Raw genomic sequence first — 24,184 nt, 5'->3', positions numbered from 1 at the left:
GGTGGCCGCCGGCCTACCAGCCCTGGGGCGGTGCCTCCGGACGGCGGTCGGCGGGGCGGGCCGGGGGGATGGGCGGGGCGGTGAAGTCGCGCGGGCCGGTCCACAGGGCGGGCACGGCGTCGCTGCGGCGGGCCAGTTCGTAGGCCAGGGCCTCGTAGTTGACGCGCCAGCCGTGGAAGTGCGGCCAGGCGTCGGCGGCGGAGCGTTCGCGGGGGAACCCGGCGGCGGTGATCATCGCCACCGCCGCGTCGAACTCGGTGAAGCTGAGGCGGATCGGGCTGTCCGGCGCCGGGTCCGGGTCGAAGGCGACGCGCAGCGAGCTGCCGACGTCGCGCAGCGCGGTGAAGCCGGCCCGCAGGACGAGGCGGGCCTCCGGCGGCGCCGAGCGCGGGTTGATCGCCAGGTGGATCGCGGCGGCGTCCATGACGGCGATCAGGCCCACCACCCAGCTGCGGTTCGGCTGCGGGGAGCGGAACGACAGCAGTACGGGGTAGTTGGAGTGGCTCTCGCCGATGTCGGCGGCGAGCCGCTCCCAGTCGCGGTAGAGCTGGGGGAGCGCCGTCTCGGTGTCCACGAGGGACTGCCGGGCCAGCAGCTCCGGGCCCCAGGCGGGTTCGCCGGCCCGGGACTTGAGGAGCGTCACCTCCACCTCGCGGCGGTTGTAGGCGCCGTACAGGGTCGGCAGGTAGGCGATCTGCAGGGCGATCACCAGCGGGCCGCTGGCGGCGGCCATGAAGTCGATGACCGAGAGGTGGAGCCGGTCCCCGCTGGCGAAGCCGAGGGTGAAGAGGCTGGAGCCGGCCTCCCGGAAGGAGACCGCCCAGTCCAGCCGCGAGGTGCCGTGCAGCAGCAGGGTGTACGCGAGCAGCATGCTGCCGAGCCACACTCCGAGCATGCCCAGCAGGATCAGCGGCGCCAGCCAGGTCTGCGCCCGGTCCTGGGCGCGGTAGCCGCCGAAGGGCGTGGCGGACAGCCGCAGCAGCGCCCGCAGGCCCCGCCAGAGCCGGTGCACCAGGGAGGAGTACAGGCCGCGCGGCACGACCAGGGTGCGCAGGATGCTCGCGACGGTGAGCACCAGGATCAGCGCGCCGGCCAGGGTGTGGATCAACCTCATGGCGACATTGTGGCGGTACGGCGGCATTGACAGCGCACAGCCCTCCGCTGAATGCTAAGCAAGCGCTTAGTCAGAAACGCTGACCAGGAGAGTGAGCCCATGCCCGACACCCCCGCCGACCCGCCCGGCCTGGACCTCGACCGGCTCCGCGGCCATCTGGACCGCGAACTGCCCGGCACCGTCCGGGGCGCGCTGCGGGCCGAGCTGATCGAGGGCGGCCGCTCCAACCTCACCTACCTGCTGACCGACGGCACCTCCCGCTGGGTGCTGCGCCGCCCGCCGCTCGGGCACGTGCTGGCCACCGCCCACGACATGGGCCGCGAGCACCGGGTGATGACCGCCCTGCGCGGCACCGGCGTCCCCGTCCCCGCCACCCTGCTGCTGGACACCGGCGCGGACGTCCTCGGCGCGCCCTGGTACCTGATGGAGTACGTCCCCGGCACCGCGCACCGCGACGCCGGCCCGCTCGCCGCCCTCGGCGAGAAGCGCGTCCACGCCCTCGGCGAGCAGTTGGTCGACACCCTCGCCGCCCTCCACCGGATCGACCCGGCCGCCGTCGGCCTCGCCGACTTCGGCCGCCCCGAGGGCTTCCTGGAGCGCCAGCTGCGCCGCTGGTCCACCCAGCTCGCCGCCTCCCGCAGCCGGGACCTGCCCGGCGTCGACCGGCTGCACGAGCTGCTCGCCGCCCGGCTGCCCGACTCCCCGGCGCCCGCGCTCGTCCACGGCGACTACCGGCTGGACAACGTGCTCGTCGACGGGCACGACGCCATCACCGCCGTCCTGGACTGGGAGATGTCCACCCTCGGTGACCCGCTCACCGACGTCGGCCTGCTGGTGATGTACACCGAACTCGCCGGTGTCGGCGGCGGCATCATCCCCTCCGCCGCCACCGCCCCCGGCTTCCCCGCCGCCGCCGAACTCGTCACCCGCTACGCCGAACTCACCGGACGCGCCGCCGCCGACCTCGACTGGTACGTGGCCTTCGCCTCCTTCAAGCTCGCCGTCGTCGCCGAGGGCATCCACTTCCGCTTCCGGCAGGGCCGCACCCTCGGCGCCGGCTTCGAGCGGGCCGCCGAGATCGCACCCGTCCTCGCCGAACACGGCCTGACCACCCTCACCGCCCGGTAGGAGCACCGACCGATGGATTTCGCCTACGACGCCCGGACCGAAGAGCTGCGCGAGCGCCTGCTGACCTTCATGGACCGGCACGTGTACCCGGCCGAAGCCGTCCTGGAGGCCCAGTTGGCCGACCCCGGCCGGCCCGCCTGGGACGTACCGCCGATCGTCGCCGAGCTGCAGGCCGAGGCCCGCGAGCAGGGCCTGTGGAACCTCTTCCTGCCGGACCACCCGGACCACGCGGGCCACCCGGACCGGCCGGGGCAGGGCGGCGCCGGCCTGACCAACCTCCAGTACGCGCCGCTCGCCGAGATCACCGGGCGCAGCCCGCAGCTCGCGCCGCCCGCCCTCAACTGCGCCGCCCCGGACACCGGCAACATGGAGCTGCTCGCCCAGTTCGGCTCCGCCGAGCAGCGCGAGCGGTGGCTGCGGCCCCTGCTGGACGCCGAGATCCGCTCCGCCTTCGCGATGACCGAGCCCGACGTCGCCTCCTCGGACGCCACCAACATCGCCACCCGGATCGAGCGCGACGGCGACGAGTACGTCGTGACCGGGCGCAAGTGGTACATCACCGGCGCGATGAACCCGCGCTGCCGGATCTTCATCGTGATGGGCAAGACCGACCCCGGCGCCGAGCCGCACCGTCAGCAGAGCATGATCCTCGTCCCGCGCGACACCCCCGGGGTCACCGTCCGGCGGGGCATGAAGGTGTTCGGCTACGACGACGCCGACCACGGCGGCCACGCCGAGGTCCACTTCGACGGCGTCCGGGTCCCGGCCGGCCACCTGATCGGCGCCGAGGGCTCCGGCTTCGCGATCGCCCAGGCCAGGCTGGGGCCCGGCCGGATCCACCACTGCATGCGGGCGATCGGCATCGCCGAACGCGCCGTCGAGCTGATGTGCCGCCGGACGCTGGACCGGGTGGCCTTCGGGCGCCCGCTCGCGGAGCAGGGCGTGGTGCAGGACTGGATCGCCGAATCCCGGGTCCGGATCGAGCAGTTGAGGCTGCTGGTGCTGAAGACCGCCTGGCTGATGGACACCGTGGGCAACCGCGGCGCGCACGCCGAGATCCAGGCCATCAAGATCGCCACCCCGCGCACCGTCGAATGGATCCTCGACAAGGCCGTCCAGGCCCACGGCGCGGCCGGCGTCAGTCAGGACACCCCGCTCGCCCAGCTCTGGGCCGGCAACCGCACACTGCGCCTGGCCGACGGACCGGACGAGGTGCACAAGCGCTCGCTGGCCCGGCGCGAGCTCAAGCGCCACCGGGCGGGCGACCGCTAGGGGGTGTCGGCAGAGTCCCGCCGGGTCCGCGACGCGACTTTGCCAACACCCTGGGCACGGGCCGCCGGGCGGGTGACCGTCGGGCACCCCGCCCGGCGTGTCATACCGCGGTAGCACGGCGGCAATTGGCTCCGCGGTATGACGTTCGTGCACCACCCCGGCCCGTACGGTCACGGTACGGGCCGGGCCGGTGGGCGGCGGCCGTCGACGGTGAGGAGCTGGGGGAGCCATGCGGGGAGTGACGCGGGAGGTCGTGCGGGGTGTCACGCGCAGGCGGGGGCCGGGGCAGGGCAGGCGGACCGGGATCGCGGCGCTGCTGGCGGCCACGGCGGTGCTGGGCACGGCGGTCGCGCCGGCGGCGGCGCTGGACGCGCCGGCCGTGGCGGAGCGCCGGGCCCGCGCCTGGCTGCCGCAGCCCACCGGGCCGTACCCGGTCGGCACCACCTCGCTGCACCTCACCAACGCCGGACGGGCGGACCCGTGGCAGCCCGGGCGGGCCCGGGAACTGATGATCAGCCTCTGGTACCCGACCGCGCGCCCCGCGGTCGGCGACGAACGGGCCCGCTCCATGGAGCCGGGCGCCGCCGAGCACTTCGGCGGCGACGGCGGCGCCGCCGTCTTCAACTACCGCGCGGCGAGCGGGCGGACGGACTGGTCGGCGATCCGCACGCACGCCCGCCAGGACGCGCCCGCCCTGCCCGGCGGCGGCCGCCCGCGCCCGGTGGTGCTCTACTCGGCCGGGCTCGGCGACCCCCGCACCTGGGGCACCGGCCTGGTCGAGGACCTCGCCTCGCGCGGCTACGTGGTGGTCACCGTCGACCACACCTACGACGCCTCCGAGGTGGCCTTCCCGGACGGCGGCCTGGCCACGTCGGTCTTCCCCGGCATGCTCGGCACGCCCGACCTCGACATCGGCGCCCTGCTGCGCAAGGCGATGCGGGCCCGGGTCGACGACACCCGCTTCGTCCTGGACGAACTGGCCGCGCTGCGCACCGACCGGCGGCTCCCGGCCGGTCTCGGGAGCTCGCTGGACCTGACCCGGATCGGCATGGTGGGCCACTCGGCCGGCGGCTTCACCGCCGTCCAGACCATGCACGACGACCCGCGCGTCACCGCCGGCGTCAACATGGACGGCCAGCTGCACTTCCCCGGGCCGACCGGCGAGGGCGTCTTCCTGAGCAGCGTCGCCGAGGACGGTCTGGACCGCCCGTTCCTGCTGATGGGCACCCACAGCGCGGACTCCGGCGACTACCACCACCAGCCCGGCTGGGACGCCCTCTGGCAGCACAGCCGGGGCTGGCGCGCCGACGTCACACTGGCCGGTTCGCAGCACGGCTCGTACACCGACGCGCAGTCGCTGCTGCCCCAACTCGCCCGGCAGGGCGCGGTGGACGGCGAGGCGCTGCGGGCCGACGTCGGTGACGTCCGCCCGGAGCGGGCCGTGCTCGCCACCCGGGCGTACGTGGCCTCGTTCTTCGACCGGTGGCTGCGCGGGCACGACGACCACCTGCTGGACGGGCCCTCGCCGCGCTTCCCGGAGATGGAGTTCGCCCGCTGACACGGGCCCGGGGCGGCTCGGGGGCGGGCCGGGGCGGCACCGGCCCCGGGCGCGGTCAGCGGATCTCGGAGTCCGGGTTGGCGGCGTCCCAGTCGCGCCGGGAGCCGAGGATCGCGTCGTGGTGGTCGTAGGACCAGTCCACCATGGCCCGGATCAGATGGGTCAGGCTGTGGCCGACCGCGGTCAGCTCGTAGTCCACCTGCGGCGGGACGGTCGGGTGGACGGTCCGCGACACCAGCCCGTCCCGCTCCAGCCGGCGTACCGTCAGGGTCAGCATCCGCTGCGAGATGCCCGGCACGGCGCGCTGGAGTTCGCGGAACCGCCGGACGCCCTGGGCGAGTTCGACCACCACCAGGACGGACCACTTGTCGCCGAGCCGGTCCAGCAGCCCGCGGATCCCGCAGTCCACGCCGTCCTCGCACCAGACCACCGGCCGGGGGGTGGTTACCGCGGTGTGCCCCACTGACATCGAAGTGCCTCCTTACGCCGAACGGTCAGGGTACCGAGGATGGTCACCGGGCGGCGCGGAGAGCCGCGGGCCCGGAACCGATCTTGGAGGTCGTGGTGCTTCTCGTCACCGGTGTCAACGGAGGACTCGGCGCTCTGGTGCTGGAGCGGCTGGCCGCGCTGCCGGGCGGGCTCGACGGGGTGCTGGCCGGCAGCCGCACCCCGGAGCGGACCCCGGCGGCCGGCGTACCCGTCCGGACGGTGGACTTCGACCGGCCGCAGACCCTGGCGGCCGCCTTCGCCGGGGTGCGGACGCTGCTGCTGATCTCGGCCGGCTACGGCGAGGACGACGTGGTGATCGCCCGTCACCGGGCCGCGATCGAGGCCGCCGAGCGGGCCGGCGTCGAGCATGTGGTCTACACCAGCCTCTCCGGCGACGGAGACCACCTGGCCTACGCGCTGGCGCACCGCTGGACCGAGCGGCGACTGCGCGAGTCCGCCTCGCTGCGCTGGACGATCCTGCGCAACGGGCTCTACGCCGAACTGCTGGGCTCGCTGGCCACGCCGGACCGGGACGGTGTGATCACCGCGCCGCTCGGCGACGGCCGACTGGCGGCGGTCGCCCGCGCGGACCTGGCCGAGGTCGCGGCCACCGTCGCGCTGGCCCCGGCCGGGCACGCCGGGCGGGTCTACGAGCTGGTCGGCGAGGAGGCGGTGGGCGGCGCGGACGTCGCGGCGGCGCTGTCCCGGGCCGGCGGACGGACGGTCGAGTACCGGCCCGGCACGCTGGCCGGGGCGCGGGCGGCCGTGGCGGCCTCGGGCGCCGCGGACTTCCAGGTGCCGATGGTGGCCGGGACGTACTCGGCGGTCGCCCACGGCTTCCTGGCCGGGCCGGGCAAGCCGGGGGACCTCGCCGCCCTGCTCGGCCGCCCGCCGCGCCCGGCCCTGGACGTGATCGCGCAGGGCGCGGGAGCGGCCGCGGACTCGGCCGGGTGACCGGGGCGCGGCCCCGCCGGTGCTACTCCCCGAGCACCACCAGCCGGCCGGTGCTGCGGCCGTCGGCGACCCGCTGGACGGCCTCGGCCGCCCCGGAGAGCGGGAGGCGCCCGCTCACCAGCGGTCGCACCACACCGGCCCGGGCCAGCCGGGTCAGCTCCTCGTGGGCGGCCAGCACGGCCTGCGGGTCACGGGTGTTGTAGAGGCCCCAGTGCAGGCCGAGGATGCTGTAGTTCTTCACCAGCGCGTGGTTCAGCGCGGGCGCCGGGATCTCGCCGGCGGCGAAGCCGACCACCACGATCCGGCCCTCGAAGGCGACGCACCGGGTGGAGCCGGTGTAGGCCGCGCCGCCGACCGGGTCGAAGACCACGTCCGCACCCTGTCCGCCGGTGGCCTCCTTGACCGCCGCGGTGAAGTCCTCGGCGGTCCGGTCCACCACCAGGTCGGCGCCGAGCTCGCGGGCGACGGCCGCCTTCGCGGGGCCGCCGACCACGGCGATCACCCGCGCGCCGGCCGCCCGGCCGAGCTGGACGGCGGCGCTGCCGACCCCGCCCGCCGCCGCGTGCACCAGCAGCGTCTCGCCGGCCCGCAGGGCGGCCCGCCGGTGCAGCGCGAACCAGGCGGTCTGGTAGCCGATGTGCAGGGCGGCGGCCTCCGCGTCGTCCAGCGCCGCCGGGGCCGGGAAGGCCGCCGCGGCGTCCAGCAGGGCGTACTCGGCGAAGGCGCCGGCGGGCAGCAGCGGGGTGCCGATCAGCCGCTCCCCGGCGCGCTCGCCCGCGACCACCTCGCCGCAGAGCTCGACGCCGGGGGTGAACGGCAGCGGCGGGCGGACCTGGTACTGGCCGCGCACCATCAGCGCGTCCGGGAAGTTGACCGCGGCGGCCTTCACCCGGACCAGCAGCTGCCCGGGCCCGGGAGCCGGGCGCGGTACGTCCTCGGCCAGCCGCAGCACCTCGCGCGGCTCGCCCAGCTCGGTGACCTGCCAGGCCCTCACAGCGCCTCGTTCCTTTCGAGCTCCCGCTGGAGCCGGTTCATGCCGCCGAGCCAGCGGTCCGGCTCGGTGGCGCGGGCGGCGTAGTACTCGGCGACCTCGGGGTGCGGCAGGACGAGGAAGCGGTCCTCGCGCAGCGCGGTCAGCAGGGCCCCGGCGACGTCCTCCGGGTCCAGCGCGGTCGGTGCCAGCAGGGCCTCGCCGACCGCGCCGGTCGAGGCCAGCATGTCGGTGCGCACCCCTTGCGGGCAGAGGGCGTGCACCCGCACGCCCCGGTGGCGGTAGGTGGCGGCGAGCCACTCGGCGAACGCGAGCGCGCCGTGCTTGGTGACGGCGTACGGGGCCGAGCCGAGCATGGTGAGCAGCCCGGCGGCCGAGACGGTGGCCACGAACCGTCCGCTGCCGCGCTCCAGCCAGCGGGGGAGCAGCAGGTCGGCGGCGCGTACGTGGGCGAGCACGTTGACCTCCCAGGCGCTCGCCCAGGCGGCGGCCGGCGCGCCGGCCCCGCCGACCGGGGCGACGCCGGCGTTGGCGCACCAGACGTCGATGTCGCCGAGCGCCGCCCGGGCGGCGTCGACCAGCGCGGCGACACCCTCGGCGGAGGCCGCGTCGCCGGGCACCGCGGCGGCGCCGCAGTCCGCGGCCACCTTCCGGGCGGCCGCGGCGTCGAGGTCGTTGACGACCACCCGGGCACCGGCCGCGGCGAAGGCGCGGGCCAGCGCGGCCCCGATCCCCCGCCCGGCGCCGGTGACCACCACGCCCTGGCCCGCGTACTCGGCGGCCGGGCTCCCGTGTTCGTCCGTCACGGTGGTCACATCCCGCCGCCGAGGGTGACGCCGCCGTCGACGACCAGGGTCTGGCCGGTGATCCAGGCGGCGTCGGAGGAGAGCAGGAAGGCGACCGCGCCCGCGACGTCCTCCGGGACGCCGAGGCGGCCCAGCGGGTACGCGGCGGCGACCTGCTCCTCGCGGCCCTCGTAGAGCGCCGCGGCGAACTTCGTCTTGACCACGGCCGGTGCCACCGCGTTCACCCGGATGCCCCGGGGACCGAGTTCGGCGGCCAGCTCGGTGGTCAGCCGCATCAGGGCGGCCTTGGAGACGCCGTACATGCCGATGCCCAAGGAGGCGCGGATACCGGTGATCGAGGCGACGTTGACCACCGAGCCGCCGTGCTCGCCCATCCAGGCGGCGTGCGCGCGGCGGGTCCAGCCGAGCGGGGCGAGCACGTTGACGGCCAGGATCTTGGCGGCGGCCGCCTCGTCGGTGTCCAGGACCGGGCCGAAGACCGGGTTGATGCCGGTGTTGTTGACCAGGTGGTCCAGCCGGCCGAAGGCCTCCATCGTGCGGGCCACCGCTTCGTCCTGGTGGGCCGGGTCGTCCGCCTTCCCCGCGACGCCGATGGCGACCTCGGGGCCGCCCAGGTCGCGGACGGCCTCGGCGAGCGGCTCGGCGGTGCGGGCGGTCAGGCAGACCCGGGCCCCGCGGGCGACCAGCTCGCGCGCGATCCCGAGGCCGATGCCCCGGCTGGATCCGGTGACGACGGCCACCTGGCCCTTGAAGGAGTGCACCACGGAGGGTCCTTTCGCACGGTTCTGCGGAGTTGTCGGGTCCCGCGCCGTCCGGCCGGCCCGGCCGCCAAGGGTTGCCGGGCCGGCCGGACGGACCACCCGACCGGGCTCGTGACTAAGCGCTTGCTTAGCATGCTGTCGGTGCGGGACCCTGTCAACAGTCGGCCGGGCCTCCCGGCCGGCGCAGCCGGAATTCCGGTACGACTCATCTGCGAGGATGGCGCCATGACCAGCACGCCCATCGCCGAGCTCTGGCCGGCCCTGCCCGGCGCCGCCGACACCCGCCCCGAGGCGGCGTTCCGGCTGCTCCAGGCCGCCGTCGAGTCCTTCGCGGAGCGCGGCTTCCACGCCACCACCACCCGGGACATCGCCACCGCCGCCGGGATGAGCCCGGCCGCGCTCTACATCCACTACCCGTCCAAGGCCGCCCTGCTGGCCGAGATCAGCCGGGCCGGCCACGCGGCCACCCTCACCCTGGTCCGCGACGCGGTGGCCGGCGAGGGCGAGCCGGTGGCCCGGATGCGGCGCCTGGTGGAGGAGTTCACGGCCTGGCACGCCCGGGCGCGGACGGTCGGCCGGGTGGTCAACTACGAGCTGCACGCACTGCCGGAGGACGCCTACACGGTGGTCGCCGCGCTGCGGCTGGACATCGAGCGCGAGGTCAGCTCCCTCATCGCGGCGGGCGTCGCGGCCGGCGCCTTCGAGGTCGCCGAGGTCCGCACGGCGGCCCGCGCCGTCACCTCGCTGGGCATCGACGTGTCCCGCTGGTACACCGACCGCAGCAGTGAGAGCCCGGAGGAACTCGGGCGCCGCTACGGCGAGCTGGTGCTGCGGATGCTCGGCGCCCGGGTCGGCTGAGGGCGGGGCGCGGGTCGGGTACGCGGCGCGCGGGCGGCGCGCGGTCGGGGCGCGGGTCGGGTGCGCGGGGCTAAGGCTTCACGGCGGTGTGCACGAACCACGAGACGTACTCCCGCACCTGGTACATCTCCACCACCGACCGCAGGTTGAGCCACTTCTCGGCCGGCCCGAACAGCCGCAGCAGGGCGTACGGCAGCCGGAAGTAGGCGTAGAGCGCGTCGGAGGTCGGCCGGTAGCGGGCGGTGGCGTCCAGGGCCTCCTCGACCCGGAAGCCCGCCCGGGCGAGCAGCACGCTCAGGCTGCGGGAGTCGTACCGCTTGGCCCCGGGGAAGACCATCGCGTCCATGAACGGGTCCAGCACCGCGTGCCCCTCGGGGCTGATCTCCTCCGGCGGCGCGCCCACCGGGCCGAGCAGCACCAGGCGCCCGCCCGGCCGCAGCACCCGGTGGAACTCCGCCAGCGCCCGCTCGGGGTCGTAGGCGTGCACCAGGGTCTCCATCGAGTAGACGCCGTCGAAGGAGCCGTCCGGGAACTCCAGGTCGTGGTAGTCGCCCCAGGAGAAGCTCGTCCGCTCCTCCAGCGCCGCGCGGGCGCTGAGCCGGCGGGCCTCGCGGACGTGGAAGTCCAGCACGTCGACGCCGGTGACCCGCAGGCCGAACCGGGAGGCCATCTGCCGCGCCACCACCCCGGCGCCGCAGCCGGCGTCCAGTACCCGTGACCCGGCGGGCAGCGACAGCTTCCGGCCGAGGACGCCCTCCAGCCGGCGCTGCGCCTGCCAGCACCGCCACTTCGACTGGCCCGGTTCGGTCCACCCCCAGTGCCGGGCGTTGCGACAGACGAGCGTGTAGAAGAGCCTGCTCCCCGGGCGCCCGTACACCCGCCGGAGCCCGGTGAGATCGAGTTCGCCACTGACCATCTGAACCTGCCCGGTCTTGCGCTGCTGCGCGGCCCAGCTGCTCCGTGCCGCGGCTGTCCCGCCCAAGCTACCGACGCGCCACCGGGCCCGCCGTCCGGTGCGCCCGCCCGGGTGGCCCGCGTCCGGGGCCCGGACGGCCAGGGCGGGCCGGGCGGGCCGATCCGGGCGTTCCGGAGTCTTGTGCCGGGGCCGGGACATGCCAGATGATCACGGTGTTCGGTCATGATCCACTCAAGGGTCGTGGCCCCGACAGTTCTGATCGACGGGGGTTGGCGATGTCCACACATTCCACGCACGGCACGCGGTCCGGGGCCTCCGGGCCCGAGGGCGAGGGCGGCCCGGGGCGCCGTCCGGGCCGGCGCGCCCTGCTCGCCGGGCTGACCGGCGCGGGCGCCGTGGCCGGGAGCCTGGCGCTCGGCAGCCAGAGCGCCCTCGCCGCGCCCGCCGCGGTGGCGGCCGGTGCGGGCGGGTACGTGGTCGACGTGGTCGCCAAGGGCGCCGACCCGACCGGGGCCACGCCCAGCGACACTGCCTTCCGGGAGGCCGTGGCCGAGGTCCTCGCCGGTGCGCCGGAGACCGGCGTCACCCCGAGGAAGGTCCTGCTGATCCCGCCGGGCACCTACCTGCTCACCCAGCCCGACAGCCTGCTGCCGGCCACCCAGAACACCGACCGCGCCAAGCAGAGCGTCATCGACGGCATCTCGATCACGGGGTTCGGCAAGCGCCTTTCCCGCATCGTGTACGCGCCGACGGTCCGCGACACCGTGTTCTGGCGGAACATGGACCGCTACCGGAACATCCGGATCAGCGGCCTGACCTTCGAGAGCCAGGACGCCACCGCGACGTTCAACTACTCGTACTCCTCCAAGACCTTCGGCGTGCAGGACACCTGGTACACCGACGTCGACTGGCGCGGCACCTGGAAGGCCGGCATCGTCCTCGACGGCCCCACCGCCAACTCCAACCTCAACAGCGAGATGGGCTGGGACCACTGCCAGATCAGCGGCAGCTACGCGGACGCCTTCCTGGTGATGGGCGGGACACCGGCCGAGCAGCAGCAGGACCAGTTCCTCAACTTCTCCTTCCGTGACTGCAAGGTGGAGTTCCAGTCCGGCGTCTTCGTGCGCAACGAGCGCGGCGGCTCGATGAACTTCATCGGCGGGTCGTACATCCTGGTCGACGCCAAGTCGACCGGCACCTTCTTCAAGCTGGGCGCCAACTCGCCGCGCGCCGACTCGGTGATGCGCCTGTACGCCCAGGGCATCCGCTTCGAGATCCGCGGCCCGGGCCACAAGGTGATCGACTCCTCCTGGTACAAGGGCAGCATCACCTTCGTGTCCTGCGACGACACGGCCCGCTCGTTCGAGTCCTGGGTGGACGACACGGTCGTGCCCCACGTGTACCGCTTCGACGCCGTCAACCCCTCGCGCGGGCCGGTGATCCGCTACCAGGACTGCGCCCTGCTCGGGTCGCACCAGGTGACCTCCGGCACCGCGACCACCGCCGGCAAGCTGCTGTACGACGGCAGCCGGTTCGCCAACAAGTCGGAGGGCACCGGGGCCGCCGGCTTCCTGCGCTGGACGGGCCCCGCGCCCTGGTACGAGTTCCGCGACTGCCTGGTGAAGGGCGTCCGGCTGCCCGACGCCAAGGTGCCGTAGCCGAGCCGACGGCGTGCCCCGGACCGGTTGGTCCGGGGCACGCCCGGTCTGTCGGGTCGCGCCCGGTCCGTCGGGGCGCGCCTGCGGAAAACCGGCTGACAGCCCGACGGCACCAGCGCTACGCTCCCCGCGATGACTACTCCTTCCGCATTCGGATTGGGGGCCCCGTCCGCGCAAGGTGAGTGCTGATGCTCACCTCGACCGCGAACAGGCCTTCCCGCCCTTCCCTCTGGCTGCGCGTGCGCGAGTTCGCCGTGCCGCCGTCCATGATCGAGACCGCGACGGCCCGCCGGCAGGCCGGCGACTGGGCCGGAGCCTGCGCCGCCGCGAACATCGACGTCGACCTTGACCTGCGCACCGTCACGCGCACCCACGGCCGGGCCCTCGCCGCCGAACTCCGCGCCGACCTGCGCCGACTGGCCCCCGACCTGCTCCGCTGGCATCTGCCGAGGATCGCCCCGGACGGTCTGCTGCGCCCGGGCCTGACGGTCGCCCTGGCCCGCTACGACGCCCACCGGCCCGACGGTGGGCCCCCGGTGCGGCTCGTCGCCCGGACGCCGCCCGCCTGGGCGGACGCCGGCCAGCGGATCAGCCTCGCCCTCTGGGACGGCTCCCACCGCGCGGCCGGTGCCTCCCGCTACCCCCACCCCCGCCCCGACCGGCGGTTCCGCCTCGACCTGCACCGCCACCTGTGGGACGCCCACCGCAGCGGCGAACTGCGCCACCGGTCCGGCGCCGACGGCCGCTCCCGGCCGGACCGGGAGCCCGGTCCGCTGGGCGAGCCGCCGTCCCTGCCGGACGCACCGGGGCTCCGCTGCGCCGTCGACCGCTGGGCCGCCGAGGCCGACATCCTGCTCGCCGCCGAAGGGCGCGCCGCCGGGCCGGTGGACGTCCGCCTGGGAGCGCGGCGGCGGCTGCTCCTGGAGCCGGTCGCGGACCGGGACGGCCCGGGGCCGCCCGCCCGGCGGATCGTCGCCGCGCCCGTCGGCGGCGCCGGCCCGGTCCTGCCGGTGCTGCCCGACGCGGCGACCTGGGTGCTCCCCGACCTCGATCTGCTCCGCACCGGTGCGATCGGGGCCGACCGGCTGCACCCGCTGGTCGCCGCGGCGCTCGCGCCCGGCCACGCGCCGGCCGGACCGGCCCCGCTCCAGGACCGGCCCGGGCAGCCGCGCCCGGTGGACTGCCGTGGGGCCCGGCACCGGATCGGCCTCGTCGACGGTGTGCTGACGGCGCTGGACCACGACCCGGCGGAGATCCGCCGTGAGGAGCTGCTGGTCGCGCTGACCGGCACACCGCTGCCCTGCCTGCAGGCCATCGACGAGGCGCACCGGCGCCCCGCCGGCCTCCACGGTGTCCGCGAGCGGCTCGACCACGGCGACACCGCCGGTGCGCTGGCGGTCGTCGAGGGGCTGCTCGGCCCCGACGCCCTGCTGCGCGGCGGCGCGCTGCGGGACGAGCTGGAGTCGGCCGCGCGGCGACGGATCAGCTACGGGCTGTTCCGGGCCGGCCTGGTCGAGCACAGCCCGAGCCCGGACCGCCGCCGCCCGCGCGACCGCCGCTCCCGCACCCTCGGGGCGACCGCCCGCTGATCCCGGGCCTCGCCCGCCGCCCTTCCCCCACATTCACGTACTCCCCCCAGACCCCGAGGTGATCGAACATGCCCATGTCCACGTCCACGTCCCTGTCGGACTCCCCGGCCGTCCCGTTCTCGGCGGCCGCCACCCTCGCCGACCCGGACCGGGCCTCCCAGCTCGACGTCGCCGACGCACTGCTCACCCTGCTGCGCGAGACCGGTACCGAACCGCGCCCCGACGACCAACTGGAGGCGCTCACCCTGGCGGTGGCCGCCGACCGCCCCGTCCTGCTGTGGGGCGAGCCGGGCATCGGCAAGACCGCCGCCCTGACCCAGCTGGCCGAGACCCTGGACCTGCCGCTGACCACCGTGATCGCCAGCGTGCACGAGCCGTCCGACTTCTCCGGCCTGCCCGTCCTCGGCTCCGATCCGGCGCAGCAGGGCGTCCCGATGGCCCCGCCGGACTGGGCCGTGCGCCTGGTCCGGGCCGGCCGGGGGCTGCTCTTCCTCGACGAGCTGTCCACCGCGCCGCCGGCCGTCCAGGCGGCCCTGCTCCGGCTCGTCCTGGAGCGGCGGATCGGCTCGCTGCAACTGCCGCCCGAGGTCCGCATCGTGGCCGCCGCCAACCCGCGCGCCTCGGCGGCCGACGGCTGGGAGCTGAGCCCGCCGCTGGCCAACCGCTTCGTCCACCTCCAGTGGGTGCACGACCACGACGTGGTGGTCCGCGGCCTCGGCGGGACGTGGCCCCGGGCCACCCTGCCGCGGCTCGACCCGCGGCGGCTGGCGGAGTCGGTCGCCTTCGCCCGGCGCGCCGTCTGCGGCCTGCTCGCCGCCCGCCCCGCGCTCGTCCACCGGCTGCCCGCCAACGAGACCCGCCGGGGCGGCGCCTGGCCGTCGCCCCGGAGCTGGGAGACGGCGCTCTGCCTGGTCGCCTTCGCCACCGCGGCCGGCTCCTCCCGGGACGTCCTCTCCCTGCTGGTCCGGGGCACGGTGGGGGACGGACCCGGGCTGGAGCTGCTGGCGAGCCTGGACCGGATGGACCTCCCGGACCCGGAGGAACTGCTGGCCGATCCGGCCGGCGCCGAACTGCCCGAGCGCGGGGACCTCCGCCAGGCCGTGCTCGACGGGGTGGTGGCCGCCGTCCGCAAGCGGCCGGAGAAGGACCGCTGGGACGCGGCGTGGACGCTGCTCGTCCGGGCGACCGAGACCGGCGCCCCGGACCTGGTGGTCGTCCCGGCGACCACGCTCGCCTCGCTGCGCCGGCCGGACTGGGACGTCCCGGCCGCGATCGAGCGGCTGGCCGGGGTGGTCTCGCTGTCGAACCGGGCCGACCGGTCGGTGGCCCGGGTCGCCGCCAAGGCGGGCCGATGAGCCAGGGGAGCCAGGGAAGTCAAGGGAGTCAGGGGAGCCCGATCAGCCGGATGAGTCCGGGGAGTTCGATGAGTGCGGGCCGGGTGGCGGTGCCGGCCGGGCCTCGGGGGCTGGACCTCGACAAGCTGTTCGCCGCCCGGCTGCACGCGGCGAAGGTCCGGCCCTACCTGGCGACGGCCCTGTTCGCGCTGCACACCGTGGAGTCGCGGCGCGTGCCGACGATGGCGGTGGACCGGCACTGGCGGTGCTACGTCTCACCGGTCTTCGTGGACCGCACGCCGGTGGAGGAACTGGCCGCGGTCTGGGTGCACGAGGTCTCGCACCTGCTGCGGGACCACCACGGGCGCAGCGACCGGGTCGCCGAGGAGCGCGGGCTGACCGGCCCGGGGGAGCGGCTGCGGATGAACATCGCGGCCGACTGCGAGATCAACGACGATGCCTTCGGCGACGGGCTGGTCGAGCCCGAGGGCGCCGTCCGCCCGACCTCCCTCGGGCTCCCCGACGGGGGTCTGATGGAGGACTACCTGCGCCGGTTCAGCCTCGGGCCGCTGACCGAGAGCCTGATCTGGCTGGACTGCGGTAGCGGCGCCGACGGACTGGGGCGGGAGTGGGAGTTCGGGCCGGACGGCGCGCACGGGCTGAGCGCCCAGGAGCGGGACGCGGTGCGGTTCCGGGTGGCGCAGGGCATCACCGCCCGGCCGGGCAGCGCGCCGCAGGCGTGGCAGCGGTGGGCCGAGGAGGCCTTCCATCCGCCGCAGCGGTGGCGGGAGTTGCTGGGTGCGGCGGTCCGCACGGCGGCGGCCGGCTCGGGCGCGGGCGAGGACTACACCTACGGCCGGCCGTCGCGGCGCTCGGCCGGGCTGCCCGGCGTCGTGCTGCCGAGCCTGCGGCGCAGACCGCCCCGGGTCGCCGTGGTGATCGACACCTCCGGCTCGGTCAGCGACGCCGAACTGGGCAGCGCGCTGCTCGAAGTGGCCGCGATCGCCCGGGCCGTGGGCGGCCGCCGAGACCTCGTCACCGTGCTCCCGTGCGACGCGGCGGCCCGGGTCGCGCACCCGCTCTGCCGGGCCGAGGGGATCCCGCTGGTGGGCGGTGGCGGCACCGACCTGCGGACGGGTTTCGCCCGAGCGCTGCGGGGCCCGTCCCGGCCGGACGTCGTCGTGGTGCTGACGGACGGGCAGACGCCCTGGCCGGAGTCGCGGCCGCCGTGCCGGACGGTGGTCGGGCTGTTCCCCCGGGCGCGGACCGACTCGCACCTGGACGAGGAGGACCCGGACTACGAACCGGAGGCCCCGCCGGAGTGGGCCGCCGTGGTGCAGATCGGGTAGGCACGCGCGGTCCGGCGCCTCCGGGCGCTCCCGGGCCGGTCCGTCCGCCGCCGACCGATCCGTCCGCCGCCGGGTCGCGCCCTGCCCGCCTTCCGGATCCGCCGGGTGAGTGAAGTCCTTCACTCCATCGGGTGGGGCGGGCGGGTGTCGGGCGGAGGCGGCGGTTAGCTGGACGACGGGGGTCGTTCGGAAGGGCGCGGATGGGGCGTACGGTTCGGCACGGTGACGTCGCGACCCGCTGCGTGCTCGCGGTCCTGCTGGCCGCCGTCCTCGCCCTGCTGACCGGGGCCGGGACCGTCGACTCCCTCCACCGCCTCGCCCTGGACCGCTGTGTGACGGTCCAGGAGACGCCCGCCGCGCCCGCCGTGCCGCTCGACCCGGACACCTGCCCCGAGCCCGGCGAACGCCGGCGCGACCACGGGAGCACCTCGGGCACCGCCTCCACCCACCGGGCGGGCCACCACCCCCGGGCTCCGCTGCCGGGCCTGCTGCCCCCGGCGCCACGGACGGTGGCCGGCCTCGTGGCCGGCGCCCCGCCCGGTCGCGCCGCGGGCCGCCCCGGCACCGATCCCGCCCGCCCCGACGGGGCCGGGCGAGGGACCGTCCTGCGCTGCTGACCGGCCCCGGGGCCGTGCTCGGGGGTCCTGGGCCCCCGCGCGGTCCCGCCGTGTCCACCGTCGGGTTCACACCGCAGGAGATCCACCATGCCCTTCGACGTCTACACCGCCATGGGCGCGCTGGTGCGCGCCGAGGCCTGCCGCACCACCACGCCTGCCCTGCCCGCCACGCCCGCTCTGCCCGCCACGCCGACAGCGACCGCTCCGTCCGCCCCGTCCGCCTCGTCCGCCTCGTCCGCCTCGTCCGCCGAGCAACTGCCTCCCGTTGCGGCGGAGTTCGGCGGCGGTCCGACCGCGTGCGACACCGACCGGGCGCGGCGCCGGCCGTCGGCCCGCTCGTCGACCCGGCCGTCCGCCCTCTCCTCGGCCCTGCGCCGGCTGGTCGCCCGGCTGGGCTGAGCCGCCGGACGACCCGGGCGGCGGCCGTCCGTCGGTACGGCCGCCGCCCGTGGAGCCCGGCCGCGGGGCCGTGGGCGGGGGTGCCCGTCGCGTTGTCGGTGGCAATGGCTAGCTTGTGCGGTGTCGGCGGGTACGGCCCGTGCGACGACGCTTCCGACGTCGCCCGAAAGGGGCCCTTGCCATGCCAGTCGCCGCCGACGAGCAGGTCACCTATCTGGAGCTGTCCGAGGACGCGGGCAGCGCGCACAAGTTCTACGAGGTCCGGGTCGCCGGCGTGGTCGTGACGGTCAGGTACGGGCGGATCGGTGAGAGCGGCCAGGAGAAGACCACCTCCTACCCGACGGTGGAGAAGGCGGCCGCCGCCGCGGCGAAGAAGGTGGGGGAGAAGGTCCGCAAGGGCTACGCCCCAGCGGTGCGCGGGGTGCGGCAGCGACGGGCGGTCACCCGCCGGGCGATCGTCAGCAGCGGGTCGACGGCCCGTCAGGCGCCGGTCCTGTGGCGCTTCAGCTCGGGCGCCGCGGCGTTCGGGATCTTCGTCGGGGAGGAGCACGCCTGGGTCGGCAACGAGCGCGGCGACGTCTACACCCTCACCCACGACGGGCGGGTCACCGGCCGGTACGGGCTGCCGGACGGGGTCAAGTGCATCGTGGCCGACGACTGGTGGATCTACGCCGGGTGCGACGACGGCAAGGTGTACGACCTGGGCGGCAAGGTGCCGCGGGTGGCGTACGAGATCGCCGAGGACGTGGACATCTACTGGCTGGACATCCACGACGGGGTGCTCGGCGTGGCCGACGCGCGCGGCGGCATCACCACCGTCGACCACGAGGACGAGTTCCAGTGGCGCCGCAAGGCCACCGGCACCGACGGCTGGATGGTGCGCTGCGACGACGACGGCGTCTTCCACGGTCACTCGCGCGGCGTCGCCCGCTACGCGGCCCGCAGCGGCGACCCGGTCTGGCACACGCCGACCGAGGGCGAGGTGCTGTTCGGCTGGCAGGAGCGCGACGAGGTGTTCGCCGGCACCTCGCGCGGCTGGGTGCACCGGCTGCGCAAGACGGACGGCTCCGAGGCCGCCCGCTACCGCTGCGACGCCGCGGTGTTCTCCTGCGCGTCCTCGCCCGACGGCCGGTACGTCTTCGCCGGGGACAACCACTCCTCGGTCTACTGCTTCGCCGCGGACGGCACCCGCCTGTGGAAGCTCGGCACGGGCTGCGGTTCGGCCTACAGCATGCAGTACCGCGACGGCCGGCTCTACATCGTGACCACCGACGGCTCGCTGGCCTGCCTGGACGCGAGCGAGCAGGCGGTCCAGGCGGCCGAGGGCGGCCAGGTGCCGCAGGCCGCCGAGGTGGACGGCAGCGGGTGGCAGGCGGCGGTGGCGGGCGCCGAGCTGGAGGTGGTGGTGGCCGGCTCGGCCGGTGCGGCCGGGGGCATCGAGGTGGAGTGCGTCCAGGAGGGCACCCGGGTGCGGGTGCGGGTGGTGTCGGCCGGGTTCGACCGGAACCGCCGGGTGCAGTTCCCCAAGGACATCCGGGTGCCGGGGGCCCGCTACGTGGTGGCGGAGGTGCTGGAGTCGGGCAACGGCGGGTTCTACCGGGCGCGCGGCGACATCAAGCGCCTGCTGTGACCGGCTCGGCGGGGGCTCGCCCCCGCCGAGCCGTCGTGGACCGTCGCGTGGCCGGTGGCCGCGCGACGGTCGTCATCCGATCCCGGTGACGGTCGACGCCAACGACAGGAGCAACGCGCCCAGCGCCCCCGCGGCGCCGTAGCGCCGCAGCCCGCGCCGGTCCTCGTGGCGGCGGACGTACCGGGTGGTGGCGGCGGCGAAGGCCAGGCCTCCGCCGACGAACCACGGCCCCCACAGGTAGAGGTACCAGCGGGTCAGCCCGACCAGGTCGGGTGCGGGGGCGAGCGCCCCGGCCTCCACCAGCACGCCGTGGGCCACGAACAGAGCGCCGTGCCAGAGGAGCAGCACCGCCGCTCCGCCGCCGCAGAGCACCAGGGGGCGGCTGGTCCGCCCGCCGCGCCGGCGGGTCAGGCCGACGCCCAGCAGCGCCCCGAAGAGCTTCAGGAATCCGGTCACCCACAGGACGGCCACGAACCAGGTGACCCGGTCGTCGGCCAGCTTCAGCAGGGACGGCGACACCGTCGACCGGGCACCGAGGGTGCTGCCCGCAGCCCAGACGAAGCTGGGTACCGCGAACAGCAGCCCCCATGCCGCGGCGACCGCCCCGGGCCACCCGTCCGGGGCAGGCCGCCGGCCCGGGGCCGGCCTCCCGCCCCGGGTCGGTAGGGGCGTCCGACGCAGGTCCGGCCGGGTCGGGCCGGGCCCGCAGTGCTTGATCGTCATGGCTCCACCGTGGCCCGGCCGGGGCGAGGAGGCGTCCTCCCCTGAGACGATCGGCATCCCCCGCGCGAGCTACTTCCGGGTGAGCCGTCTCCCGGCTGAGCCGTCTTCCGGCGGTGCTGTGCGGGGTCCGTGCGGGGCGTGCCCGGGCCTGTCCGGGCCCCCGGCCGACCGCTACCGTTCCACCGTGGCGAGCAGCAGGTTCGGGTCGGTCCGGGTGAAGTACGCCGCGCTCGGGACGTAGACGGTGTCCCCGCGGACGGCCACCGAGGTGGGGTTGGAGAGGCCGTCCGCACCGGTGAGGACGGTGTGATGAGTCCCGTCCGCCGCGATGTAGGCGGCCTCACTGCCGCTGTTGAGGGCCGCGATCACGTCGTCGCCGTGCCCCGCGAAGTCGAAGTCGTCCAGCCCGGGGAGACCGGTCGCGCGGACCTCGGCCGGGCCCGCGGTCCCGTTCCGGCCGAGCGGGATGCGCAGAAGGGTGCCGGTGTCGGTGTTGCCGACCCAGACGGCGTGGTGGTGGAGCTTGAGGCCGTTGGCGCCGAAGGCCGCGGTGGGCCTGAGCCGCGCGTCGTCGGACCAGACCGTCGGGTCGCCGCCTGCCACGGAGACGGTGCGGATCACGCCGAGCGCCGAGTCGGCCGAGTAGAGGAGGCCCGCGCGCTCGTCGAGGGCGAGGCCGTTGGGGAGGCTGTCCGCCGGGAAGGCGGAGATCCGCTCGGGTGCGCCGCCGGGACAGAGCCGCCAGATCCCGGTCAGATCGGCGGTGCCGGTCGCGTACCCGAAGTAGAGGGTGCCGTCGTGGGCGCGGGCGATACCGCTGACGACGGCGGCGCCGAGCACCGGGGTGTTCGGGTCCGCGGGGGCGGGCAGGGTGGCGAGGAGGGTGAGGTTCCCGTCGGGGTCGACGCGGCCGATCGCGCGGGCGAAGGAGAAGGTGAGGTCGGCGGAGCCGTCCGGTTCGAGGGCGATGTTCTCCGGCTGGAGGCCCTGGGCCAGGTCGAAGTGGGCGATGATCCGGGGCGCGGTGAGCGGCGGCGCCACGGCGACGGCCGGGGTGGCGGCCAGCAGGGCCAGGGCGGCGGAGGCGGCCGTGGCCGTGCCGAGCAGTCCGGCGAGGCGGCGGGGCATGGGGTTCTCCTCGAAGGTTCGGGAGTGCGGCGGGGACGGACCTCGCGGTCCTGCCGCCAGCAGAGCACGCCCGGTGGTCCGCCCCCCGTGCTGCGCCGCCGTGCCACCCGGAGATCCCCCGCTCGGGCCGCCCCTGTTCGGGGGAGCGACGCCGCCCGCCCCGGGCCCCGGGCCCGCCGACCTTGGTCAGCCGGAGGTCTCGGTGCGGTAGAGGCGGTCGATCTCGGCGTGCGAGAGGGAGAGCAGCACGGTGTGGCGGTCCTCGTCGACGGCGGTGACCGCGCTCATCGGGACCATCACCTCCCGGCCGAACACCCAGAAGCCGGTGTCGACGACCAGGTGCCGCTCGTCGACGTAGTCCGAGTGCCGGTCCACCCGGCCGATCTTCCCGTCGGGCCCCTCGACCCGGTAGCCCGTCAGGTCCACGGTGTGCCCGTCCGCCCCGAGGATCTCCGCCATTCCTGCCTCCCCTTGTACAGCCGGGCGGCCGCCCCCTGGTGTCGGGGGCGGCCGCCCGGGCTCGTCCGTGCCGGCCGGGCTTCGCGGCCGGGTCAACCCGCGGGTCCGGGTGGGCGGGTCAGATCGCCGGTCCGCCGTAGAAGGGACCGTAGTACCCGGCGTACTTCTCCTGGTAGTCGGTGTCGTCGTGGTCGTGTCGGTCCCGGTCGAACTCCGGCCCGTTCTTGATCTCGTCCTTCGTCCGGTCGACGTACGCCTTGCGCTCCTCGAAATCGACCTGGACCACGGTGCCGGCGGGCAGCAGGACGTGCTTGCCGAAGATCCACGGCCCGGTGTCGACCACCAGGTACCGGGCGTCGGCCTGCTCGGACAGCTTGTCGATCTTGCCGATGTGGCCGTCCACGGCCTCCACCCGGAAGTCGACGAGGTCGGACCCGGTGACGTAGCCGGAGGTGGAGCGGAACTCCCAGATGTTGACGTCGTTGCTCACGACTCTCTCCCTTCCGCACGGTGTGCTGCGCCGGGAATGCCCCGGCGGCGCTCGCCACCCCGACTGCCCCGCCTCGCCGGGTTCATGCGGGGTGGAGGAGAAATCAGAGGAAACCGCCCGGGAGGGGCAGCGGGCTCCCGCCGCGGTGAAGTGGCGGGAGCCCGCGGTGGGGCGCGGTGGGTCAGCCGTTGGCGAGGGCCTGGAGGCGGTCGTAGGCGCCGTTGAAGAGGTTCTGGTCGCCGGGGAACGTGCCGGAGTCGGCGTACTGCCAGAAGGTCTGGTAGCCCCAGCCGTTCGGGAGGGTGCCGACGGTGGAGCCGTAGCGGGCGAGCCAGAGCGGGTTGGTGGTGCCGAAGCCGCCGTTGTTTCCGGTGCACTGGGACCACCAGTTGGTGGTGGTGTAGATCGTCGGGTAGCGGCCGGTGCCGGCGTGGACGGTGTCGCTGAAGGAGCGGATCCAGCTGACCATCGCGCTCTGGCCGAGGCCGTAGCAGGTGGCGCCGTAGGGGTTGTACTCGATGTCGAGGGCGGGCGGCAGGGTCCTGCCGTCGCGGGACCAGCCGCCGCCGTGGTTGACGAACCAGGTGGCCTGGGCGGAGCCGGAGGAACGGTCCGGCAGGGCGAAGTGGTAGGCGCCGCGGATCAGGCCGGCGTTGTAGGAGCCGTTGTACTGCTGGGTGAAGTACGGATTGGTGTAGGTGGTGCCCTCGGTGGCCTTGACGTAGCCGAAGCGGGCGCCGTTCGCCTTCACCGAAGCCCAGTTGACGTTGCCCTGGTAGCTGGAGACGTCCAGCCCGGGGGTCTGGGTGGCGGCGAGGGCGGCGACGCCCGCGGTGCTCGTTCTTCCTTCGTGGGCGGCCACGGTGGAGCCGGCGAAGTCGAGCTCGGGGTGGAGGGCGGGCAGCTGGCGGTCCGCCTGCCCGCCGGTGCTCGGGGCGGGCGCGGGCTCGGCCGCATAGGCCGGCGCGGTCACGCCGGTGACCAGTGCGACGGCCGCGGCGAGTGCGCCCAGGAGGGGTAGACGGCGGGATTTCGAGGGTGCGGCGGTACCGGTGGGGCCTGCGGAGCGGGACGTGCTGAGCATGAACACTCCTCTGATCCGGTCATGGTCCGGTGAGGGCCCATGAGGCCTCTGGTGCCCGGGAGTTGACCCGGACGGAGAGCAGAGTAGCCATGTACCCGCCAGGGTGGCCAGAGGTCCGGCCCCCTCGTGGGGGGCGGCCCCCGGGTGGCCGTGGCACCGTCGGGCCCGGCCCGGGGGCCGGGGCGCGGCGGTGGCCTCGGCCGCCAGGGGGTGCGGTGCCGTTGTGGCACGATGCCTGAGTCGGCACCCGAACGGCCGCCGCCCTACCGATGAGAAGAGGACCACCGTGCCCGCGACCACCCCGGACACCGCCCGGCCCGAGGCGGACAGCCTCGACTTCCGTACCGCGACCGTGGCCGACGTGCCCGCGCTGCTCGCCCTCGTCGAGTCCGCCTACCGCGGCGACGCCAGCCGGGCGGGCTGGACCACCGAGGCCGATCTGCTGGACGGCCAGCGCACCGATGCCGAGGGCGTCACCGCAGCCGTCACCCACCCCGACGGCGTGGTGCTGCTCGTCGAGCGGGCCGGCGAGCTGGTCGCCTGCTGCCAGCTCGAACACCGGGGCCCGACCGCCTACTTCGGCATGTTCTCGGTGAGCCCCGGCCGGCAGGGCGGCGGCGTCGGGCGGGCCGTGCTGGAGGAGGCCGCGCGGTTCGTCGCGCGGGAGTGGGGCGCCGTCGAGCTGGAGATGACGGTGATCGAGCAGCGTGCCGACCTGATCGCCTGGTACGAGCGCCGGGGCTTCCACCGCACCGGCGTCTACTCGCCGTTCCCCTACGGCGACGAGCGTTTCGGCGTCCCGCGCCGCCCCGACCTGCGGTTCGAGAAGCTGGTGAAGGACCTTACCGAGCAGTAATGGTGACGTTCCATCAGTGCG

Annotated in this window: 24 protein-coding genes; 13 read left to right on the top strand and 11 right to left on the bottom strand. The window is 75.4% G+C overall.

Annotation, left to right across the window (positions count from 1 at the left end; all coding sequences use genetic code 11):
• Nucleotides 1–13 precede the first annotated feature (13 nt).
• Nucleotides 14–1,114: a hypothetical protein gene (locus ABZ497_RS23145; protein ID WP_359807953.1), complete on the bottom strand. Its 1,101-nt coding sequence runs from the start codon at nt 1,112–1,114 to the stop codon at nt 14–16.
• A 99-nt stretch (nt 1,115–1,213) separates the two neighbouring features.
• Here ABZ497_RS23145 and ABZ497_RS23140 point away from each other — a divergent pair, with 99 nt between their 5' ends.
• The 3 genes from ABZ497_RS23140 to ABZ497_RS23130 all read left to right on the top strand — a co-directional run bounded on the left by ABZ497_RS23140 (nt 1,214) and on the right by ABZ497_RS23130 (nt 5,072).
• The gene (locus tag ABZ497_RS23140) at nt 1,214–2,242 is read left to right on the top strand and encodes a phosphotransferase family protein (RefSeq protein WP_359807952.1); all 1,029 of its coding nucleotides are present in this window, start codon (nt 1,214–1,216) and stop codon (nt 2,240–2,242) included.
• Nucleotides 2,243–2,254: 12 nt separating this feature from the next.
• On the top strand, nt 2,255–3,514 hold the full coding sequence (locus ABZ497_RS23135) for an acyl-CoA dehydrogenase family protein (protein ID WP_359807950.1): 1,260 nt from the start codon (nt 2,255–2,257) through the stop codon (nt 3,512–3,514).
• A 229-nt stretch (nt 3,515–3,743) separates the two neighbouring features.
• Nucleotides 3,744–5,072, top strand: coding sequence for an esterase (locus tag ABZ497_RS23130; protein WP_359807949.1), 1,329 nt, complete (start codon nt 3,744–3,746; stop codon nt 5,070–5,072).
• 55 nt (nt 5,073–5,127) lie between these two features.
• Here the strand turns inward: ABZ497_RS23130 and ABZ497_RS23125 are convergent, their stop codons facing one another.
• Nucleotides 5,128–5,541 carry a helix-turn-helix domain-containing protein gene (locus tag ABZ497_RS23125; RefSeq protein ID WP_359807947.1) on the bottom strand — a complete coding sequence of 138 codons (414 nt, stop codon included), beginning with the start codon at nt 5,539–5,541 and terminating at the stop codon, nt 5,128–5,130.
• 95 nt (nt 5,542–5,636) lie between these two features.
• Here ABZ497_RS23125 and ABZ497_RS23120 point away from each other — a divergent pair, with 95 nt between their 5' ends.
• On the top strand, nt 5,637–6,515 hold the full coding sequence (locus tag ABZ497_RS23120) for an NAD(P)H-binding protein (RefSeq protein WP_359808005.1): 879 nt from the start codon (nt 5,637–5,639) through the stop codon (nt 6,513–6,515).
• A 22-nt stretch (nt 6,516–6,537) separates the two neighbouring features.
• Here ABZ497_RS23120 and ABZ497_RS23115 read toward each other — a convergent pair whose 3' ends face one another.
• The 3 genes from ABZ497_RS23115 to ABZ497_RS23105 are packed head-to-tail and all read right to left on the bottom strand — an operon-like array spanning nt 6,538 to nt 9,076.
• Nucleotides 6,538–7,509, bottom strand: coding sequence for an NADPH:quinone oxidoreductase family protein (locus ABZ497_RS23115; protein WP_359807945.1), 972 nt, complete (start codon nt 7,507–7,509; stop codon nt 6,538–6,540).
• Nucleotides 7,506–8,312, bottom strand: a complete 807-nt coding sequence (locus tag ABZ497_RS23110; protein ID WP_352293003.1) for an SDR family oxidoreductase — start codon at nt 8,310–8,312, stop codon at nt 7,506–7,508. Before ABZ497_RS23110 ends, ABZ497_RS23115 begins: the two co-directional genes overlap by 4 nt.
• A 5-nt stretch (nt 8,313–8,317) precedes the next feature.
• Nucleotides 8,318–9,076: an SDR family oxidoreductase gene (locus ABZ497_RS23105; RefSeq protein WP_329486046.1), complete on the bottom strand. Its 759-nt coding sequence runs from the start codon at nt 9,074–9,076 to the stop codon at nt 8,318–8,320.
• A 222-nt stretch (nt 9,077–9,298) separates the two neighbouring features.
• Here ABZ497_RS23105 and ABZ497_RS23100 point away from each other — a divergent pair, with 222 nt between their 5' ends.
• Complete coding sequence (locus tag ABZ497_RS23100) at nt 9,299–9,931, top strand: TetR/AcrR family transcriptional regulator (RefSeq protein ID WP_359807944.1); 633 nt, start codon at nt 9,299–9,301, stop codon at nt 9,929–9,931.
• A gap of 70 nt (nt 9,932–10,001) precedes the next feature.
• Here ABZ497_RS23100 and ABZ497_RS23095 read toward each other — a convergent pair whose 3' ends face one another.
• Complete coding sequence (locus ABZ497_RS23095) at nt 10,002–10,913, bottom strand: methyltransferase domain-containing protein (protein WP_359807942.1); 912 nt, start codon at nt 10,911–10,913, stop codon at nt 10,002–10,004.
• Between the two features lie 209 nt (nt 10,914–11,122).
• Between ABZ497_RS23095 and ABZ497_RS23090 the strand changes: the two genes are divergently transcribed.
• The 7 genes from ABZ497_RS23090 to ABZ497_RS23060 all read left to right on the top strand — a co-directional run bounded on the left by ABZ497_RS23090 (nt 11,123) and on the right by ABZ497_RS23060 (nt 19,423).
• Nucleotides 11,123–12,505, top strand: a complete 1,383-nt coding sequence (locus tag ABZ497_RS23090; protein ID WP_359807941.1) for a hypothetical protein — start codon at nt 11,123–11,125, stop codon at nt 12,503–12,505.
• Nucleotides 12,506–12,693: 188 nt separating this feature from the next.
• Nucleotides 12,694–14,094 (top strand): hypothetical protein, encoded by a 1,401-nt coding sequence (locus ABZ497_RS23085; protein WP_359807939.1) that lies wholly within the window; start codon nt 12,694–12,696, stop codon nt 14,092–14,094.
• A 68-nt stretch (nt 14,095–14,162) separates the two neighbouring features.
• The gene (locus ABZ497_RS23080) at nt 14,163–15,449 is read left to right on the top strand and encodes a MoxR family ATPase (RefSeq protein WP_359807938.1); all 1,287 of its coding nucleotides are present in this window, start codon (nt 14,163–14,165) and stop codon (nt 15,447–15,449) included.
• A gap of 68 nt (nt 15,450–15,517) precedes the next feature.
• Nucleotides 15,518–16,777, top strand: a complete 1,260-nt coding sequence (locus tag ABZ497_RS23075) for a VWA-like domain-containing protein (RefSeq protein WP_359807936.1) — start codon at nt 15,518–15,520, stop codon at nt 16,775–16,777.
• A 200-nt stretch (nt 16,778–16,977) separates the two neighbouring features.
• Nucleotides 16,978–17,394 (top strand): hypothetical protein, encoded by a 417-nt coding sequence (locus tag ABZ497_RS23070; protein WP_359807934.1) that lies wholly within the window; start codon nt 16,978–16,980, stop codon nt 17,392–17,394.
• Nucleotides 17,395–17,481: 87 nt separating this feature from the next.
• Complete coding sequence (locus tag ABZ497_RS23065; RefSeq protein WP_359807933.1) at nt 17,482–17,793, top strand: hypothetical protein; 312 nt, start codon at nt 17,482–17,484, stop codon at nt 17,791–17,793.
• A 181-nt stretch (nt 17,794–17,974) separates the two neighbouring features.
• A complete protein-coding gene (locus ABZ497_RS23060; RefSeq protein ID WP_359807931.1) occupies nt 17,975–19,423 on the top strand; it encodes a WGR domain-containing protein in 1,449 nt (482 codons plus the stop codon).
• Nucleotides 19,424–19,495: 72 nt separating this feature from the next.
• On the opposite strand, the gene ABZ497_RS23055 is transcribed toward ABZ497_RS23060, so the two are convergent.
• The 5 genes from ABZ497_RS23055 to ABZ497_RS23035 form a co-directional block, all read right to left on the bottom strand.
• Nucleotides 19,496–20,146, bottom strand: coding sequence for a DUF3995 domain-containing protein (locus tag ABZ497_RS23055; protein WP_359807930.1), 651 nt, complete (start codon nt 20,144–20,146; stop codon nt 19,496–19,498).
• A gap of 171 nt (nt 20,147–20,317) precedes the next feature.
• Nucleotides 20,318–21,274 carry a hypothetical protein gene (locus ABZ497_RS23050; RefSeq protein WP_359807928.1) on the bottom strand — a complete coding sequence of 319 codons (957 nt, stop codon included), beginning with the start codon at nt 21,272–21,274 and terminating at the stop codon, nt 20,318–20,320.
• A 186-nt stretch (nt 21,275–21,460) separates the two neighbouring features.
• Nucleotides 21,461–21,733, bottom strand: a complete 273-nt coding sequence (locus ABZ497_RS23045) for a hypothetical protein (protein ID WP_329486033.1) — start codon at nt 21,731–21,733, stop codon at nt 21,461–21,463.
• Between the two features lie 118 nt (nt 21,734–21,851).
• Nucleotides 21,852–22,223 carry a PRC-barrel domain-containing protein gene (locus ABZ497_RS23040; protein ID WP_329486032.1) on the bottom strand — a complete coding sequence of 124 codons (372 nt, stop codon included), beginning with the start codon at nt 22,221–22,223 and terminating at the stop codon, nt 21,852–21,854.
• A gap of 181 nt (nt 22,224–22,404) precedes the next feature.
• Entirely contained in the window at nt 22,405–23,307 is a 903-nt protein-coding gene (locus tag ABZ497_RS23035; protein WP_359807926.1) for a lysozyme, read from the bottom strand.
• A 286-nt stretch (nt 23,308–23,593) separates the two neighbouring features.
• On the opposite strand from ABZ497_RS23035, the gene ABZ497_RS23030 reads away from it, so the two are divergent.
• The gene (locus ABZ497_RS23030) at nt 23,594–24,163 is read left to right on the top strand and encodes a GNAT family N-acetyltransferase (protein WP_352293031.1); all 570 of its coding nucleotides are present in this window, start codon (nt 23,594–23,596) and stop codon (nt 24,161–24,163) included.
• Nucleotides 24,164–24,184 lie beyond the last annotated feature (21 nt).

Origin of the sequence: Kitasatospora sp. NPDC005751, from assembly GCF_040630835.1 — a bacterium.
GTDB lineage: Bacteria > Actinomycetota > Actinomycetes > Streptomycetales > Streptomycetaceae > Kitasatospora.
Note: the sequence above shows the minus strand (reverse complement) of the source record. Positions and strands in the feature narration are given on the sequence as shown.